Source organism: Paenibacillus sp. LBL, assembly GCF_029893715.1.
Taxonomy (GTDB): Bacteria; Bacillota; Bacilli; order Paenibacillales; family Paenibacillaceae; genus Paenibacillus_AQ; species Paenibacillus_AQ glucanolyticus.
This window is the reverse complement of sequence record NZ_JARXYU010000002.1, coordinates 146,382-162,436: the sequence shown is the minus strand read 5'-3', so window position 1 is coordinate 162,436 and position 16,055 is coordinate 146,382. Positions and strand designations below refer to the sequence as shown.

The 16,055-nt window shown below is 49.8% G+C and carries 15 protein-coding genes and 1 pseudogene; 2 read left to right on the top strand and 14 right to left on the bottom strand.

The genetic code is table 11. From position 1 onward, the window contains the following. Positions 1–50 precede the first annotated feature (50 nt). From M2277_RS05985 to M2277_RS05965, 5 genes are all read right to left on the bottom strand, one after another. A complete protein-coding gene (locus M2277_RS05985) occupies positions 51–593 on the bottom strand; it encodes an NADPH-dependent FMN reductase (protein ID WP_006211008.1) in 543 nt (180 codons plus the stop codon). 102 nt (positions 594–695) lie between these two features. Then, positions 696–2,408, bottom strand: a complete 1,713-nt coding sequence (locus M2277_RS05980) for a VOC family protein (RefSeq protein ID WP_280754365.1) — start codon at positions 2,406–2,408, stop codon at positions 696–698. Continuing rightward, positions 2,405–2,965 (bottom strand): NADPH-dependent FMN reductase, encoded by a 561-nt coding sequence (locus M2277_RS05975; RefSeq protein WP_063479910.1) that lies wholly within the window; start codon positions 2,963–2,965, stop codon positions 2,405–2,407. The genes M2277_RS05980 and M2277_RS05975 overlap by 4 nt, the downstream gene beginning before the upstream one ends. A gap of 171 nt (positions 2,966–3,136) precedes the next feature. Next, entirely contained in the window at positions 3,137–3,805 is a 669-nt protein-coding gene (locus tag M2277_RS05970; protein WP_280754364.1) for a response regulator, read from the bottom strand. Further along, complete coding sequence (locus M2277_RS05965; protein WP_280754363.1) at positions 3,802–5,505, bottom strand: GAF domain-containing sensor histidine kinase; 1,704 nt, start codon at positions 5,503–5,505, stop codon at positions 3,802–3,804. Before M2277_RS05965 ends, M2277_RS05970 begins: the two co-directional genes overlap by 4 nt. A 417-nt stretch (positions 5,506–5,922) precedes the next feature. Here M2277_RS05965 and M2277_RS05960 point away from each other — a divergent pair, with 417 nt between their 5' ends. Next, positions 5,923–6,204, top strand: a complete 282-nt coding sequence (locus M2277_RS05960) for a CD3324 family protein (protein WP_006211013.1) — start codon at positions 5,923–5,925, stop codon at positions 6,202–6,204. Positions 6,205–6,402: 198 nt separating this feature from the next. Here the strand turns inward: M2277_RS05960 and M2277_RS05955 are convergent, their stop codons facing one another. The 5 genes from M2277_RS05955 to M2277_RS05935 form a co-directional block, all read right to left on the bottom strand. Then, a complete protein-coding gene (locus M2277_RS05955; protein ID WP_280754362.1) occupies positions 6,403–6,936 on the bottom strand; it encodes a hypothetical protein in 534 nt (177 codons plus the stop codon). A 19-nt stretch (positions 6,937–6,955) separates the two neighbouring features. Then, the gene (locus M2277_RS05950) at positions 6,956–8,446 is read right to left on the bottom strand and encodes an amidase family protein (protein ID WP_036637085.1); all 1,491 of its coding nucleotides are present in this window, start codon (positions 8,444–8,446) and stop codon (positions 6,956–6,958) included. Between the two features lie 270 nt (positions 8,447–8,716). Continuing rightward, on the bottom strand, positions 8,717–10,495 hold the full coding sequence (locus tag M2277_RS05945) for an ABC transporter ATP-binding protein (protein WP_280754361.1): 1,779 nt from the start codon (positions 10,493–10,495) through the stop codon (positions 8,717–8,719). Positions 10,496–10,523: 28 nt separating this feature from the next. Continuing rightward, the gene (locus M2277_RS05940) at positions 10,524–11,108 is read right to left on the bottom strand and encodes a thioredoxin domain-containing protein (RefSeq protein ID WP_280754360.1); all 585 of its coding nucleotides are present in this window, start codon (positions 11,106–11,108) and stop codon (positions 10,524–10,526) included. Positions 11,109–11,111: 3 nt separating this feature from the next. Beyond that, positions 11,112–11,636, bottom strand: a complete 525-nt coding sequence (locus M2277_RS05935; RefSeq protein WP_006211018.1) for a MauE/DoxX family redox-associated membrane protein — start codon at positions 11,634–11,636, stop codon at positions 11,112–11,114. A 957-nt stretch (positions 11,637–12,593) separates the two neighbouring features. On the opposite strand from M2277_RS05935, the gene M2277_RS05930 reads away from it, so the two are divergent. Continuing rightward, complete coding sequence (locus M2277_RS05930; RefSeq protein ID WP_036637073.1) at positions 12,594–12,905, top strand: YbjQ family protein; 312 nt, start codon at positions 12,594–12,596, stop codon at positions 12,903–12,905. Positions 12,906–13,036: 131 nt separating this feature from the next. On the opposite strand, the pseudogene M2277_RS05925 reads toward M2277_RS05930, so the two are convergent. The 4 genes and pseudogenes from M2277_RS05925 to M2277_RS05910 form a co-directional block, all read right to left on the bottom strand. Then, positions 13,037–13,161 (bottom strand): annotated as a pseudogene (locus M2277_RS05925) (transposase); the annotation flags it as partial. A 120-nt stretch (positions 13,162–13,281) separates the two neighbouring features. Then, positions 13,282–13,710 (bottom strand): L-fucose mutarotase, encoded by a 429-nt coding sequence (gene fucU / locus M2277_RS05920; RefSeq protein WP_063479916.1) that lies wholly within the window; start codon positions 13,708–13,710, stop codon positions 13,282–13,284. Positions 13,711–13,803: 93 nt separating this feature from the next. After that, on the bottom strand, positions 13,804–15,312 hold the full coding sequence (locus M2277_RS05915) for a rhamnulokinase (RefSeq protein ID WP_148247027.1): 1,509 nt from the start codon (positions 15,310–15,312) through the stop codon (positions 13,804–13,806). Positions 15,313–15,386: 74 nt separating this feature from the next. Further along, positions 15,387–16,046, bottom strand: coding sequence for a class II aldolase/adducin family protein (locus M2277_RS05910; protein WP_280754359.1), 660 nt, complete (start codon positions 16,044–16,046; stop codon positions 15,387–15,389). Between the last annotated feature and the right edge of the window lie 9 nt (positions 16,047–16,055).

The window sequence follows — 16,055 nt, the reverse complement described above, 5'->3', positions numbered from 1 at the left end:
CAGGAAAAGCCCCTCGGCAGGCAACTGCCAAAGGGCTTCATACGTTAGCATTATTTGCGGGAGTTCATCCAGTTTATGAAGTTGTTCACCACGATATCGATGAAACCAATCGTCGGTTCATGGATCAGCTTACCGGTCTCATCCATCTTCTCATGTACCGCACCGATATATACCTCATTATTGGGAAGCAGCGGTGACGTAATGCCGACGGAAAAAAGGATATCCCGAAGATGCTCTTGAGCACGAACCGTGCCAAGCTGACCCATCGATGCCCCCATGATCCAGGACGGCTTCCCGTTCATGACCTTATCGACGCGGGATAACCAATCCAGTGCATTCTTAAGCACGCCAGGTATGGAGTAGTTGTACTCCGGCGTTATCCATAACACAGCATCAGCTGCTGCAATCCGCTCCTTGAAATCTTTGACCACCGCAGGCGGATCCAGCTCCACATCCTGATCGTAATGCGGCAAATCGCGAATGCCAACGATCTCGAATGTAATCTGATCCGCATAACGGAGCTTCAAATATTCTGCAAGCTTCATATTGTACGACTGTTTTCTGATGCTTCCTACCACAATTGCAACCTTCATGATACCCTCCAATTCTTATGCCTTAAGCACAAATGTTTCAGATTCTAGACAACTCTATTCAGCCTAACACCATATTTTACCATTGTCAAAATAACCTTCGTCCTACTTCATCAAGGAGAGCAGTTTACACACATCGCGTTCCAGCTCCACTCTTCGACCTTGCGGCACATACTGGAGCAGCGCCAGTGCAGCGTAGGGCACTTTGATTGCGTGAGGATCTTCATAGAGCCCGCTCCAATAGGACGAATCCATGATCGAAGCTTCATCCGATACCTTAATTTCCTGATGCGCGAGTTCTCGCGGTCTCAGACGGTTCAATATCGTCTGCCGCTGGTGGTTTCCTTGACCCAGCCTGGCCAGCTGGGTGTATCCGAGCCTTTCCAGTTCAATAAGCGCATGGGCATGCGTAATGCCGTGTTCAAGCTCTCCTGCAAAAAAGTAATACTTGCCCTCATAATGCTGATCCGGCAGCACCAGCTGCAGCTCCGATAGGGCACGGGAGGCCAAGTCAGACGCATCCTGGTAAGGTGGTATGTCAGAGAACGAGAGTTCCGGCAGACTTTGCCGGGTATAATCCTCAATCCCATAATACCTGGCAAGCTTATGCTCATGCGCTGCATCTTCCATCAGCTTGAGCAGGCCCCTGACGATGGACGGAGTCAGCAGATCCGGCCGGTCCCGCAGCGCTTTAAGGCCGAGGACTCCGAGGGTCACCCCATGCCCGGAGGTGCTCAGATTTGTCAGGTTCGGCAGCAATCCTTCTACCAATTGATCCATTAATTCAGGCTTAGCCAGCTCCGATGGATAGGGCTCAAACCAATCCTCATGCTGACTGCGCAAGTGCCGGCAATTGGCGGCCAGCCCCTGCCGCACGTCCTGCGGAAGATTATGCTCCTTCTGCATGTAATAAGCCGCCAGATACGCCCCGCCGACATGTCCTTCAAACCAACCCACCTCACCCCCGCGGCTTAGTGCCGTGAGTCCATCCTCCAAATATTGGTCGCTGATGTCCATGTCGTCTCCCTTCCCTTCACTCGTGTCCGGCAAATTCAGCCTGGATGCAATATCCTTGGGCAAACTCGTTTTCTTCAAACGAATATTGTAGCCATACATTCTAAACTGCAGACCATTTTCGTTATCCGACACGATGATCCGGCGATCCAATGAAGAGCGAACCCGATCCAGAAAGCGATCATCCGTAACCCCATAGGTTAAATCTAACGACGGTGCCAGCGCATACATCGCGATTGGAATCCATTTGCGCTTGGTAGACACGACAACCGCATGGGCCGTTCCCCCAATAACAAATGCAAACTGCTCCGAGTCCTTGGCAATCGTTAGTCCCAACGTCCGTTTCATCCATAATCTAGCGGCTACCGGATCCTCTACAGGCAATCCCACTTCCCGCAAATACAGGACACCGTAAGGACCATTCGGAGTCAGAACCCCTTCTTTCAAGTCGTGATGGGCTATAAATTCAAGCAGATTGCCATCGCCGTCTTTGAAATACGCGTTCACACCGGAATCAAACCATTCAACCACCTCGCCGTCGGGCCATTGCAGCAGTGGCAGCTGCTCTGCGAGCTGCTGAATCGTAGAGTTGAAGCGGGAATAGGAGACTTCAAACGCGATATGAACCGGGGATAAGGGTTCGAACACTTCTTCGAATACAAGCGAAAAATCAGGTGTAGGCTGAAATTCGATCTCGACCTCATTTTCCCGCGTGATGGGGAAGTGAAGCAGTCCATGATAGAACTGCTTCACCCCCTGAATGGATAGGGTCTTCAATTTCAATCCGGCAAAATGTGTAATCACGATGGAAAAGCCTCCTCTTTACCGCTGACTTTCTTGACCAGCTCCATAAAGATGGAAAGGGCTTCCTTGGCACGGTAATCCAGCACAATTGTACCTTCTGCCGATTCGTTTTCATAAATGGCACGCTGAGAGCCACCAATGGAGATCCATTCCGGACTGTTAATTCCATGCAGATTGCGAATGGTAGCCTGCATTTGCTGCAGTGAACTCACACCTACTGCGCCGCCCGCCGAGCTTACGGATAGAACCGGCTTGCCTGAGAAATGCATCTGTCCCATATGATCCAGCGCGTTCTTAAGCACCCCGCTCATTCCACCGTGATATTCGGGAGTTGTCAAAATAATGCCGTCTGCCTCCATTAACAGCCGCTGCAGCTCACGCACGCCCTCATGACGGTTGAATATTTCGTCCGGCGAATAGAACGGAAGCGGGCTTTCATACAGATTGAACAGGTTTACTTCCACGAACAACCGCCTCAATTGCCCCTCCAAAGCTTTTGCCAAAACGGTACTGGTTGCTTCCTTGCGATTGCTGCCTGTGATCATCACGATTTTCATAGCACTGCCTCCCTTTTAGATTGTCGAGTGATTTGTTAAGTACATTGTATAGGAGGCAAGCCATGGAATTCGTCATCACAAGGAGTGATTTCACGTGCAAAAACCCTCAAACCTTAGGCTGAGGGCTCTACAACTATAGTCTTAGATACGATCACTATGTAAAGTAAACTTTTATACGATTCCGTGCTTGAGCGCATAGATGGCCGCCTGTGTCCGGTCGGCGACACCCAGCTTATCAAGCAGATGGCTGACATGGGTCTTGACCGTCTTCTCGGTAATATACAGCGCTTCGCTGATTTCCCTGTTGTTCATGCCTGAAGCGATCAGCTGCAGCACTTCCTGCTCCCGGCGGGTGAGTTTATCCAGCTCCTGCACAGCTTCTTCCTGCCTGCCTGGCCCGCTGGACGACTCCGCTCCTTCGGGTAAAGTAACGTGTGTCATTAACAGTCCTGCTGCATCCGGATGCAGCTCGACCATGCCTTGGAATACGCGTCTGATGGCAGCTACCAGCTCCTCCGGTTCAATATCCTTCAAGAGATAGCCTCGTGCGCCTGCCCGAATGGCGGGCAGAACATGGTCGTAATCGACAAAAGAGGTCAGTACAATCACTTTAATGTGAGGCTGTTCTTTTTTCAGCCGTGCGGTCGTGTCGATTCCATTCAGCACAGGCATGTTCAGATCCATTAAAACAACATCCGGCTTGAGATGAACCACCCGTTCCAAGGTCTCCTCGCCATTGGCGGCTTCACCCACCATTTCGATATCCGGCTGCGTAGCCAGAAAAACCTGCAGTCCCCGGCGTACCATGGCGTGATCGTCAGCAACTAACAATCTGATCATCGCATATCACCTCCATTCTCTGTTGATTTCAACATCAAGGGCAGCGTAACCTCAATGATGGTTCCTCCTCTGTACACACTATATAGACGGAATTGTCCTCCCAGTGATTCGGCTCGTTCCCGCATGCTGGACAGTCCAATGGAGTGTCTTGTGAGCTCGCTCAATCGTTGTTTGGTAATGCCTCGCCCGCGATCTTCAATCCGAAGTTCCACTTTACCATCATGCAGGGTTAAAGCTACCGTAACTTCCTTCGTATCCGCATGCTTGCTTACATTGTTGAGCGCCTCTTGGCCGATCCTCCATAAGGCTTCTTCTATTAGCCTCGGCAGCTCGTGAATACCGCTGATATGTGAACGCACATGAAGCTTCAACCGTTCGCCGTATTGCTTAAGACCTGTCACAAGCCCTTCCTCAAGCCCTGGCGGACGAAGCTGCATAATCAGCTCCCGCATTTCCTTGAGGGCGCTTTGTGATAATGACTGTATGTCGTGAATCGTATCCTGCAGCAAGCTTGTTTGACCATTGGATTCCGCTGCAAGCATACCGCCCACTCCCCTGGACATCATCACCAGCGAGAATAAGGTTTGGCTTACCGAGTCATGCAGGTCGCGTGCGAGGCGGTTTCGTTCATCCATCCGGGTAAGCTCGCGCCGGTTCTCTTCGAGGCGGACACGCTGAAGGGTCAAGCCAATATGTTCAGCCAAAGCCTCGATTACTTCGATATCCGCCCGGTACTGATCGCCGTATTGATCATAACCCACCAGAAGCAGGCCGAGTGAATAGTCTCCGGCGACAGTGACAGGGGTAGCCACAGCACGGGTCAGGGATGAGACCCAGCCTTCCTGAACGAGCTGGTCTGCCAGCCGCTGCGCATCTTCTGCGCAGACCGGATCTCCTCCTGAGCGCTTCCTATCGTTAGGGTGGGGACGTGCCATCTCGGCGAGTGGAAATTTGGCATGGGGCAGCGTTGTTTTTCCCTCGCTGTATAGTGCGCGGAGTGTGATTTCCTTTTCAAGCGGCTCAAGCAGCGCGACGACCGGCCAATCAAAATATCGGCCCATTAAACTCATCACCTGCTCTGTTAACTCAGCCCGGTTAACGGCTTGTGAAGCATAGGCACCGAGAGCGCTGCTGTATTCCCCGAGCCGGACGAACAAATCCGCTCGACGCTGCTCGGCCGCGTACAGCCGCATGCGCTCAATGGCGCTGCCAATCTGATAAGCAACCGACTCCAGCAGCGCCAATTCCTCTTTGGAGAAATGCAGCTTCCCGGGCGCAGCCACATTCAGCACACCGAACCTGCGGCTGCCGGATCGCAGCGGAACCGTTGCATGGTGGGTAATGCCTTCCGTGTCACCCCACTGATATCGAACCGCGTTATCCAGACGTTTGCAATTTAGAATGTTGACTGCATTCTTCAGGCGTCCATCATCGTAGCGCTCCAAGCACCAGCAGCTGCCGCATCTCATAGGCTCGTTATCCTCCCGGCTCAGTGCAGGCGGCAGATTTCGATTCGCTACAAATTCATACGTTCCCCGCTCATCCACAAGGAACAGCCAGCCGGTCGTAAGTCCTGTCAGCTCCAACAGCTTGCCTATGACAACATCCAGCATCGGGGTCAGCTCATTGGATTCGTTCAAGGTTTCTGCGATCGTCTTCAGCGTAATCAATTCCTGAATATGCGGATCCTGATTGGACATACACGAGAACTCCTTCTTTTTTTGCATTCTGAAGTAACTATATTATATAATCCAGTCACATACCATCCAATCCCTCAGCCAGCCCGATATTTCACCCCATTAATTTTGGTAAAAAACAATTAATATTGTTTTATCTCTTGCATAATTCCACCTACATATGGCTTAATATAGAAGTCGGGCCGACGAAATGAGCTGAAAGGAGGCTGATTGAAATGATTCAGATCCGTGAGGTGGTATTCGCGTAAAGCGAATATCCGTTAAATGGGAGCCCGCTGCGGGCTCCCTATATCTATTTTAAAATCCAAAAAAAATCCTAAAAAACTAATTTCACGAAAGGAGGAGGGCAAGCATGATCAATGCAATTGTTTTGAAACTCAGCGATAGCTTAAATATGTATACAGAAAGAGGAGGGCATCGATGGGCCATTACAAGAACGGAAGAGAAGTGCTTCCCCCCGAGCTGCTGCAGCAAATTCAACAGTATATAGATGGAGAATTACTCTACATACCGAAACAGAGCGAGCAAAGAGCCGGCTGGGGAGAGTTAAGCGGTTCCAAACAACGCATCGAAAGTCGCAACAAAGAAATGTATCGCGCTTACTGCAAAGGAAGGTCTATTGAAGAACTGGAACGGACCTACTTCCTGTCAGGAGAAAGCGTGCGCAAGATCATAAGCAAACTTACCCGCGTAGGGACCTAAAGCGATGAGGCTTAACGGTCTGCATGCGGATTAACATAGGACTGTTCCCCAGGGGTGCAGTCCTTTTCATGTGACTCAGGCTAAACTGGCGTGGAGCCTGGCTTGTGTTGAACCGTATACCGGAATTCGAGATTCGACTACATAGAAAAAAGAATGCCCGGCTGTAGATTGTCTACGGCCGGGCATCTTCATGTCCAACTATCCTTCCTGCGGCTCACCCGCTATATCCCATCGATGGCGGAATTTCTCCAATCTCGGATGCAAGTATGGAGGCTCGGACAACAGAATCAGCCTTAGCTTCACAATCCATTCCTCAAATGAAGAAAAAGACGCAAACACATTAGCCACCTCAGGCGTCAAAACAAGAAAATGCGGTCTTCCGTATTTCTCGACCAGATGACGAAGCGCAGTATCGATTGGCGTGTACTTTTTTCGTTTCGACTCGAAAGCTTCAATTACAACCGAGGAGTCTTCACGCTCCCCGACCCATTCCTGAAGCCGTTTCTCCCGTTTGTAATAAGGACTCACCGGCTCCTTGAACATCCGTCTTACCGTCTCTTCATGCAGCGGATACAGCACCAATTTTGAAAACGCCCGTTCTTCCAGAATGGCTACAGCCTGCTCCAGATCCTCCTGCACCTGTTCGAAGGAGTCGTAAAATATTAATGTTCCCTTGGTTGCCGGCTTCGGGGGTTCGTAGCCGTAAGGAACATGCACCAAATTGCGCGGCATGATGGAGCTTCACCTCTCTTTACTCTGATGACTGGGATGAAAGCTTTGGCGCTACGCGATGTCGCGTCGCCTGTTCAAAGCCATAGGCCAGCTTGATTAGCACGGGCTCACTATAAGCCGTTCCGATGAAGGTAATGCCCTGAGGGCCCTTCGTCATGTAACCGCCCGGAGCAATGACGCCATTCTCCGCGTAACCTCCAGGAACGGTAATCGAAGGATAGCCTGCTCTGGCTGCCAGATCCGGTCCATATTCATTACCCAGGAACAGCAAGGCATCCAGCTGGAACTCCTGCAAAACCTGGTCAATGCCCCGGGTCCCTGCCATCTCCCTGTTCTTCTGTCTGCTCTCGAGGTACTCTTGCTCAGTCAATGTACCGCTGGTTTCCTCGGCCCAAATCAGCGTGCCCTGACCATATTTCAGGGCCCTGTCGGCATGTGCCTCATTATAAGCGATTACGTCGGCCAATGAGTGAACCGGCAGCGAAGAATCCACATTTGCCAAATAATCATTCACGTACTTCTTAAACTCATAGCGGAGGACATTGGCATCCCATTTCGTATTCTGGCATGGCAGATCGACCGGGTCGATTATGACAGCTCCCTGCTCCCGCAGCACTTGAATGGCGGATTCTACAATGTCTAGTCTATCCCGATCGAGATGCTTATAGTAGTGTCGGGGAATCCCGATTCTGGCCTGCTTCAGATATCCAGCATCCAGAAATTCGGTGTAATCCTTGATCCGATGCTGAGGATCTATGTTCGTGACTTCGTCCTGATCATCAGCCCCGGTGATGGCACCAAGCAGAATAGCGGCATCCGCGACAGTTCTGGCCATAGGGCCTGCTGTATCCTGCGTATAGGTGATCGGAATGATACCCGAGCGGCTAACCAGACCCATTGTCGGTTTAATTCCAACCAGACTATTCTGGCTGGATGGGCTGATAATCGATCCCGAGGTTTCCGTCCCGATAGCCGCCGCGGCCAAATTCGCCGCTACCGCTGCACCGGAACCGGAGCTTGAACCTCCAATAAACAATTCACCCGGACCATATGGATTTAAGGTAAGTCCTTTTCTCGAGCTATACCCAGCCCACATGGAGGCTGACATGAAGTTGGCCCATTCGGTCATGTTGGTCTTTCCAAGAATGACGGCACCAGCCTGGCGCAGCTTCTCTGCAACGAAGGAGTCCTTGGCTGCATAAGAGTCCGCAAGCGAGATAGAGCCGGCGCTTGTATGCAGCTTGTCTCCTGTGTCTATGTTATCTTTCAGCAGAACTGGAATTCCGTGCAGCATTCCCCTGACTTTCTTGGCGCTGCGTTCCTGATCCAGGTCCTGGGCGATCTGCAGCGCGTCCGGGTTCACCTCCAGAATCGAGTGAAGCTGTCCGTCGTACAGCTCGATCCGCTCCAGGTACAATTGAACCAGCTCCGCTGAAGTGATCCAGCCTTGTTTCAATGCATCCTGCATATCCGAAATGGTTGCTTCCACAATCCATGTTTTTTTATCCATAATCCTATACTCTCCCCCTGATTCATCGTTTTGAACTTGCCATAGATAACGGGGATTACATTTTCATATTCTAGCCTCCAGACTGCTCGTATCCGTTTTAATTTCGAGATTCGGACGCAAAATCCCTCTAATATCGGAGTATTTCAATCCTTTCGATCCATGCTTTATGCTTGTATAGTATCGTACATCCCATGATGTTGTTCCCAAACAACAAACAAGCCGACCAAGAATAAACCCTTGATCAGCTCGCTTTCGTTAGGAAACCGGGTGCTACCGGTACCACTGTGCCTGTTTGTTAAACATCTCGGCATAATGCGCGTCCTGCTCGATTAACTCCTCATGCCTTCCCTCTTCAACGATCCTTCCATCCTTAAGGACCAGAATACGATCCGCTTGTCGGCAGCTGCCCAGCCGGTGAGATATGAAGATGGCGGTTTTCCCTTCCGTCATGGACATCAGGTTCTCAAATATAGCAGACTCCGTGAGCGGATCTACCGCAGCCGTAGGCTCGTCCAGATAGATCACCTCGAAATCCCGGTAAAATGCGCGGGCAATCGCTACCTTCTGCCATTGTCCCTGCGACAGTTCACGTCCGCCCGAGAAACGCGTGCCCAGCTGTGTTGACACCCCATCACGGAGTGAATTGACCAGCGAGGTCATCGATGCCTTATCGATGGCATGAGTCAATTGGCGCTCGCTTTTCCAATCATCCGTCTCACTCTCCTGCAGCGTGATGTTCGCTCCAAGGGTCAATTCATATCGGTAGAAATCCTGGAACACTGCCGTCACTTTACTGCGGAAGCTCGTGGGATCATAATCATGAATCGGGATGTTATTGTAACGCACCTCACCGCTGGTTGGCTCGTACAACCCCAGCATAACCTTGACAAGGGTGCTCTTACCCGCACCGTTTTCACCCACGATGGCTACCTTTTCACCAGGCTTTATGCGAATGGACAGATCGTCAAGGATATTCCGTTCCTGGCTCGGATAACGAAAAGAAACACGATCCACTTCAATGCCTTGAAACAGCTGCCCGGCCATCGGCAGTTCTTTGCTTTGCTGTGGTACGGGCGTATCCAGAAACTCAAACAATTCATGAATGAACAGACCGTCATGGTAGATCTGTCCCATGTTCTGACTAATATTCTGTATGGAATAACGCGTATCCTGCACCGCTTGATAGAGTGCAACATAACTGCCAATCGTCAATTTGACGCGGGAGCCCAGCCATATGAATACAGCCAGAATGCTAAATGAAAATATCGTAACCGCGGACTCCACCACAAGGCGATTTTTCATATTTTTCCGCTCAACACCCAGCATTTCATACGTGTTCTTGAAATAGATGTCCCTCCATCTGCTCAGTAAAAAATCCTTGGCATCAAACAAGCGAATTTCCTTCGCCGCTTCCTTGGTTTGCAGCAGCTGGTTCATATACACCGCCATCCTTGACGAAGCAGTCTGCTGATGAATGACTATAAAGCGGGAAGCCCCCTCCTTCTTCTGGATGACCAGCAGCGGAATAATCAGAAGCAGCATCACGATGGGCAATATGTAATGGAAGCTGAACAGCAGCACAAGCAATCCCGCAAGCGTAATGACACTCTGAATGATGGAGAATATGTAGAACACCATGTTAATGCCGCATATGCTCAGATTGCGAAGTGCTCTCTGCAGCTTGTCATAGCTTTCCGGTGATTCAAAGAACAAGAATGGAAGCTTGCTCAATTTTTCGGATACTTGAAGATTAAACCAGAACGATACATACGCGTTCATCTTGCGTTCCGTATACTTTTGAAAGGAGCTCAGCGCGATTCCAAGCAATATGACCGTCAACTGAAGAACCAACCAATACAGTGCGCTAAGAGGCGTTTCACCACGGGTCAGCACACCCGTAACAGCGTTAATGACTTGAGCCGTAATATAGATCTGTGCTACAGGCAAGAAGGCCTGAGCCAGATAAATAACAGTGGCCCTTGAGAACATGCGTGGAGAAACACGGTACACCTGCTTCATAACCTCAAATATCAGGTTTGCATATTTCATGGTGTATGGCCTTGAGCCTCCTTCACGATTAAGCTGATTTGTTAAAGGCTGAAGGTTTTGCCTGCGGCAGCTGTGTCATCATTTGCTCAAAATGATGCAAGTAATTGGTGACACTTTTGTTGAGGATAACCTGCTCCTCGGATAAGTAAAACGCAAAGGGAAACCGGTTCACTTTATACGAATCGATAAGTGCCCGATCCGCCCATACCACCTGAAAATCTGCTAATTCATTGGTGTTGACCATCTCTTCAGCCTCGTCAGCATCCTGTGCGTACAGAAATAACGTGACGGGAAGCCCAGGATGCGAAGCAATGAATGTTTTAACGGCGCTATAGGTTTCCTTGCAGGCATTGCAATTGTTCATGGTGAACAAGATGATTTTGGACTTGCCATCATACAGATTCACGGATTCCCCCCCCATACTCATATAGGTTTTACGGGGAATCGCCACCCCCAGCTCAAGCCCTTCCTTCGGGATTGTCGGCTCCTCCTTATCGGTTATCGCTGGCTGAGACTTCAAACTCCGAACATGTTGATACAATTTAATTACGAAGAACGCCAAGCTGAATATGAGTACATATTGAATAACAAGCACGGTAGTAATCAAATCCATGGATTATTCCTCCCTCCTCGGGTGCAATTGGGCTAGCGTATAATAGTTCAATACGACCAAGGCTAGAACGGCAACTCCGATGGCTGACAGCACGGTGAGAACCACTTCTTGTGCCGGTAGGCTCCAGAAATCCACAGACTCAGAGAAGATCGATAGCAGCACATTTAACAATCCTAATAACCCGATCTTGACGACCGTGCTCATTCCGAGCGTTTCACTGGACCACGAGCCGAAGCAGCTGCAGACAATCTCCTGTTTCCGCACAACCTTTGCCTGATAAACGGCGAATCCGAACCCTGCCAGCATGATGAAAATCGCGATCTGCGCATACATCCTGCTTCCTGAGAACAGCAGACCTGCCCCTGCCGCTATCTCAGCGGCGCATATGAGAACAGGTACAATGGGTGAGCGACCTGCAGGCATCTGCAATCGTTCTATCGTTGTCCTGAAATCCGGTAACGATAACAGTTTCGACACTCCCGAAAACACAAATATCACGGTAAGAGACAGCAGACCAAGCGCGGTCATCGACACGGTTCATTCTCCTTCCCGACAGCCAGGGAGACCAGGTACCCATTTGATGACATTGAATTCTTGCTGACATCGGACTGTACTCATCATGCCTGCTCACGGCTTCTCTTCCATACTGCAATGGACCAGCAATCATAATCGATACCTCACTCTCCAACAGTGTTATGAAATAGTAGATTCCGCATGAAATATAAACAGCGGAACAAGAAGTTCCGCTGTTTATACGATGAGTGCATGCGTTTTCAAAAATTAGCAGCCGCAGCTATATCTTGCTTCGGAACCATTGCCGCAATCCCATACTTCGAGAAGAACGCCAAATTTGTCACGTCCGCATTGCTCTGTTGTGTTACAAGAAGTGTGACGAAGAATACACATTAATCTTCACCTCCTTTCAAACCATGAAATACATGTGCATTTATGTGAAAGGTGCTCTGGCAGCCGTGTTGAGATGTGTAAACCGCTTGATGTAGGGAGTCGTTCAGTCTAGTAAAGCGCATAGTTTAGTGAATAAATCCAGAGGTTGTTTAAGAGGAGCTTGATTTAACTAACTAGCTTGCAAGATATGATTAATATACTATATTTATCATTTCTTACAAGGATAATATCTTATAGTAAATAAATAGAATATTATCCCTTATTCAATAAATTACATATCTTTTACGGCGTTTATACTCCATGCTCCATTCCAGCTTTCGCCATGCGAGAAGAACATGACAAAAGGTTTCAATGCGGACTTGGTTTGCGTAACCCCTACAAAAAACATTAGGAAACAGAGGCCTCTTAGGCCACCTGCTTTGCAATTTAAATTAAGCATTTCCGATCGTAGGATTGTCTTCCTGCCCCCATTCATGCAACCAATCCCCTTCTGTCAGCGTAATAGAAGAAAACACCCGCTGGAAAAGGTATTTTTATTCGTAATCGCTATAAAAAACTATTTGAAAGAAGGAAGATCGTATGATTATTACAACAACATCTACCATTGAAGGTTACCCGGTTAAAAGGTATATCGGCGTTGTGACAGGCGAAGTCATTATGGGCGCTAATGTAGTGAGGGACTTTCTGGCCTCCATTACCGATTTTGTTGGCGGGCGCTCGGGTGCATACGAGAACAAGCTGCAGGAGGCAAGAGATGTAGCGTTTGCCGAGATGAAAGATAAAGCTGAGCGGATGGGCGCGAACGCCATTGTAGCAGTGGACATCGACTATGAAGTCATTCGCGAGGGAATGCTGATGGTGGCCGTCAGCGGAACAGCAGTGGTGATATAGCCGGTCCTGTAACAGACGACGAACGGCGCAAATCAGCCAGTAATCGGCATATCGCAAGATTGATGCTATAAGTCGAGCTGCAATTGAAAAACGGCGTGATCAAGACTGGAAAGCTGCTCAATATATTTCCTTTCTACTCCCTTGTATTTACATAATCGTTTGAAGATTTCGATCAAGTCTTTTCTCACTTGATTACAGATCTCTTTCCGTCTATACGTCGGGTGAACACAATATGGTGCTTGCACAGTGGTTTCATATTTCGCACGCTATCGCGTGCTCAACTGACTAAACTCAAAAGAAAACCCTTGAATCATCAAGGGTTTTCTTCGTATAGAACCCAGAGGAATTTAACCCCTAACCTGTTTGGCATTCTCAATTAAATCACAACGCCTTTTTTCAGAATGATGTTTGCATATAATGCTTTTTCGCCTGTCGAGACGACCGCGTAAGCATTTTTTGCCCGTTCATAGAATGCAAACCGCTCCATTTCCTCGAAGTCCATATGCACGGCATGAAACTCCCTCACGATCCCCCTGTATTCCTCCCAGATCGGTGTCTGCACCGTATCGCCAGGCATGACAGCCATCAGCGCAACAGGGGACTCAACATACGTATCCAGAGGAAACAGCGGCAATATGGCGCTCAGCAGCGCAGGGATACCATGTCCGTCTGCCCGGACCAACCGCCGGGCATGACTTGCTGCCGGGAAATTGGCGTCGCCGAGCACGATTTCATCCGCGTGCCCCATTTCCATGAGGATCTTCAGCAGATCCGGGGAGATCACATTGGATATTCCTTTTAACATGGCACGAACCCCCTTCTATGGCAACAACAGAATAATAACGAATCAAGCAGTTGGGACGTATGGTTGCTTACATGAATAAAAGAGTGCAATAGCCTATTTCACTTGCTGCTGTGCGGTTATGGACTTGTAATGAGAGAAGGCTGCGTTCCAATCCTCTGCAGACGCTGGTTCATACCAGGCAAGGGGAAACGAACGCTTGACCAGCTCTACTCCCTCTTCCCGATTGCGCAGTGTGCCATTCGCCACAAATTGAACCAGCATATTGCCGATGGCGCTGGCTTCGACCGGTCCAGCCCACACCGTTCTGCCCATGGCATTAGCCGTATACCGGCATAACAGCTCGTTTTGAATGCCGCCGCCTACCATGTGCAGCCCATCATAATGGCATCCGGTAAGAATCTCCATTCGTTCAAGCACTTCCCGGTATCTTAATGCCAAACTCTGCAAAATACACTGCACAAACTCGCCAGTACTCTGCGGAACGGGCTGACTCGTCTTCTTGCAATACTCCCGGATCTCAACCGTCATATCCGCCGGATTCATAAAGCGCAGGTCATCCGGATGGATGAAACTCCTGAACGGTTCTGCCTCTTGCGCAAGTTCAACCAGCTCTGCGTATGAATACGTCAGTCCCTGAATCTCCCATTGGCGTTTGCATTCCTGCAAAATCCAGAGGCCCATAATGTTCTTCAGCAATTGAAAGGTCTCATAAGCCCCGCCTTCATTGGAGAAATCCTCTTCCAGCACCTCCATGTGCACAAGCGGCTCAGGAAGCTCCGTTCCAAGAAGCGACCAGGTTCCGCATACCAGATAAGCAAACTGCACCGAATTCGCCGGTACAGCGACCACGGCGGATTCCGTATCATGCGAGGCAACCGCAATGGCCTCTATCGCCGGAACCCCCAGCTCTTGTGCTACCGAATCCTGCAGCTTCCCTATAACCGTCCCCGGTTGAATGGGATCTATGAACAGGGCGCGGGCAAGCCCGAGCTCTTCGAGGAGCTTCTCGTTCCATTCGCCATCCGTCACATGATACAGCTGCGTGGTTGTCGCCATTGTAAACTCGCATGCCTGTACCCCTGTCAAATAGTAATTCAGCAAATCCGGGGTGAGCAGGAGTTTATCCGCAATATCCAGCATCGGCGATTGTGACTTCAACATCGCATTTAATTGAAATATGGTGTTAAACGGCATAAACTGCAGTCCGCTTTCTTGAAACAGGCGTTCCTTGCCAACCTGCTCACAAGTCTCCTTCACCATTCCCTCGGTCCTCAGGTCCCGATAATGGTAAGGAACCCCGATCAGCTCTCCGTTGCAATCAATCAGCCCATAATCGACACCCCATGAATCAATGGCGTAGCTAACCGGTTGATGACCGGCTTGAAAAGCTTTGCGAATGCCATGCTTAACTTCCTGCAGCAGCATCGGAAAATTCCAATGCAGATGCTCTCCCATCTGTACAGGGATATTGGCAAAACGGTGAATCTCGGTAATCTTCAACATTCCGGGCGAATCATGATCAGAAGAGGTGATTTCTCCCAGCAGCGCCCGGCCGCTGCTCGCCCCCATATCAAAAGCAAGCACCGCCGATGATTTGCTCATAAGCCGCATCCTTTCTCACCTTCAGTACTGTACCCATCCGAATTTGAACCCATGGATCTGAACACCACAATCGTTTATTTCATCTTCTGCAACAGCTGGATTCGATAATCTTCACTTTCGAGTGCAGCGATGTCGTCCACTTCCTGTTCCGTCAGCGGCACCAGCGTGCCGGCAGCCTTCGCGCTCAAGTAGATTTTGGCACTCTCTTCCACAACCTGGGTCCGGTAATAGGCTTCCCGAAGATTCCGGCCGGTGGTGACCAAGCCGTGGTTGCCCAGCAGAATGGAACTGGCCGTTGTAACCTTCGCCGCAACGGCATCTGCCAGCAGGTCGGTTGTCGGGATAATATACGGAATATAAGCTGTTCGGCCGACCAATGCCGCTTGATCGGGGAACATCACCGGGAGCTCCCGCTCAACCAGCGTGAACGCAATGCAGTGTGACGGATGTGTATGCACCATGGCCCCGATATCTGTGTTGCTACGATAACCATACAAGTGCATCAATACTTCGGAAGAGGGTCTCAAGCCAATGTCGGTAATATCTCCCGTCGGGATGTCAACCTCAATCCATTGCTCCGGCTCGATCTCCTCCAGCGCAAAGCCGCTCGGGGACAAGTACATTTTGTCCCCGGCTCTTGCGCTGATGTTCCCTCCCGGACCCACAACAAGTCCGCTGTCGACGATTTTTTTGGCATACTTGCAGAGCTCGTTCCTCGTTTCTAGGTTCAGCATGATTCCTTC

What these genes read in the sequence shown, in the direction of transcription:
- M2277_RS05910 (WP_280754359.1), bottom strand. Translation starts at nt 16,046, where the DNA reads ATGCTGAACCTAGAAACGAGGAACGAGCTCTGCAAGTATGCCAAAAAA.
- M2277_RS05935 (WP_006211018.1), bottom strand. Translation starts at nt 11,636, where the DNA reads ATGACCGCGCTTGGTCTGCTGTCTCTTACCGTGATATTTGTGTTTTCG.
- M2277_RS05955 (WP_280754362.1), bottom strand. Translation starts at nt 6,936, where the DNA reads ATGCCGCGCAATTTGGTGCATGTTCCTTACGGCTACGAACCCCCGAAG.
- M2277_RS05970 (WP_280754364.1), bottom strand. Translation starts at nt 3,805, where the DNA reads ATGATCAGATTGTTAGTTGCTGACGATCACGCCATGGTACGCCGGGGA.
- M2277_RS05940 (WP_280754360.1), bottom strand. Translation starts at nt 11,108, where the DNA reads ATGGATTTGATTACTACCGTGCTTGTTATTCAATATGTACTCATATTC.
- M2277_RS05960 (WP_006211013.1), top strand. Translation starts at nt 5,923, where the DNA reads ATGGGCCATTACAAGAACGGAAGAGAAGTGCTTCCCCCCGAGCTGCTG.
- M2277_RS05975 (WP_063479910.1), bottom strand. Translation starts at nt 2,965, where the DNA reads ATGAAAATCGTGATGATCACAGGCAGCAATCGCAAGGAAGCAACCAGT.
- M2277_RS05965 (WP_280754363.1), bottom strand. Translation starts at nt 5,505, where the DNA reads ATGTCCAATCAGGATCCGCATATTCAGGAATTGATTACGCTGAAGACG.
- M2277_RS05930 (WP_036637073.1), top strand. Translation starts at nt 12,594, where the DNA reads ATGATTATTACAACAACATCTACCATTGAAGGTTACCCGGTTAAAAGG.
- M2277_RS05915 (WP_148247027.1), bottom strand. Translation starts at nt 15,312, where the DNA reads ATGAGCAAATCATCGGCGGTGCTTGCTTTTGATATGGGGGCGAGCAGC.
- M2277_RS05985 (WP_006211008.1), bottom strand. Translation starts at nt 593, where the DNA reads ATGAAGGTTGCAATTGTGGTAGGAAGCATCAGAAAACAGTCGTACAAT.
- fucU (WP_063479916.1), bottom strand. Translation starts at nt 13,710, where the DNA reads ATGTTAAAAGGAATATCCAATGTGATCTCCCCGGATCTGCTGAAGATC.
- M2277_RS05945 (WP_280754361.1), bottom strand. Translation starts at nt 10,495, where the DNA reads ATGAAATATGCAAACCTGATATTTGAGGTTATGAAGCAGGTGTACCGT.
- M2277_RS05950 (WP_036637085.1), bottom strand. Translation starts at nt 8,446, where the DNA reads ATGGATAAAAAAACATGGATTGTGGAAGCAACCATTTCGGATATGCAG.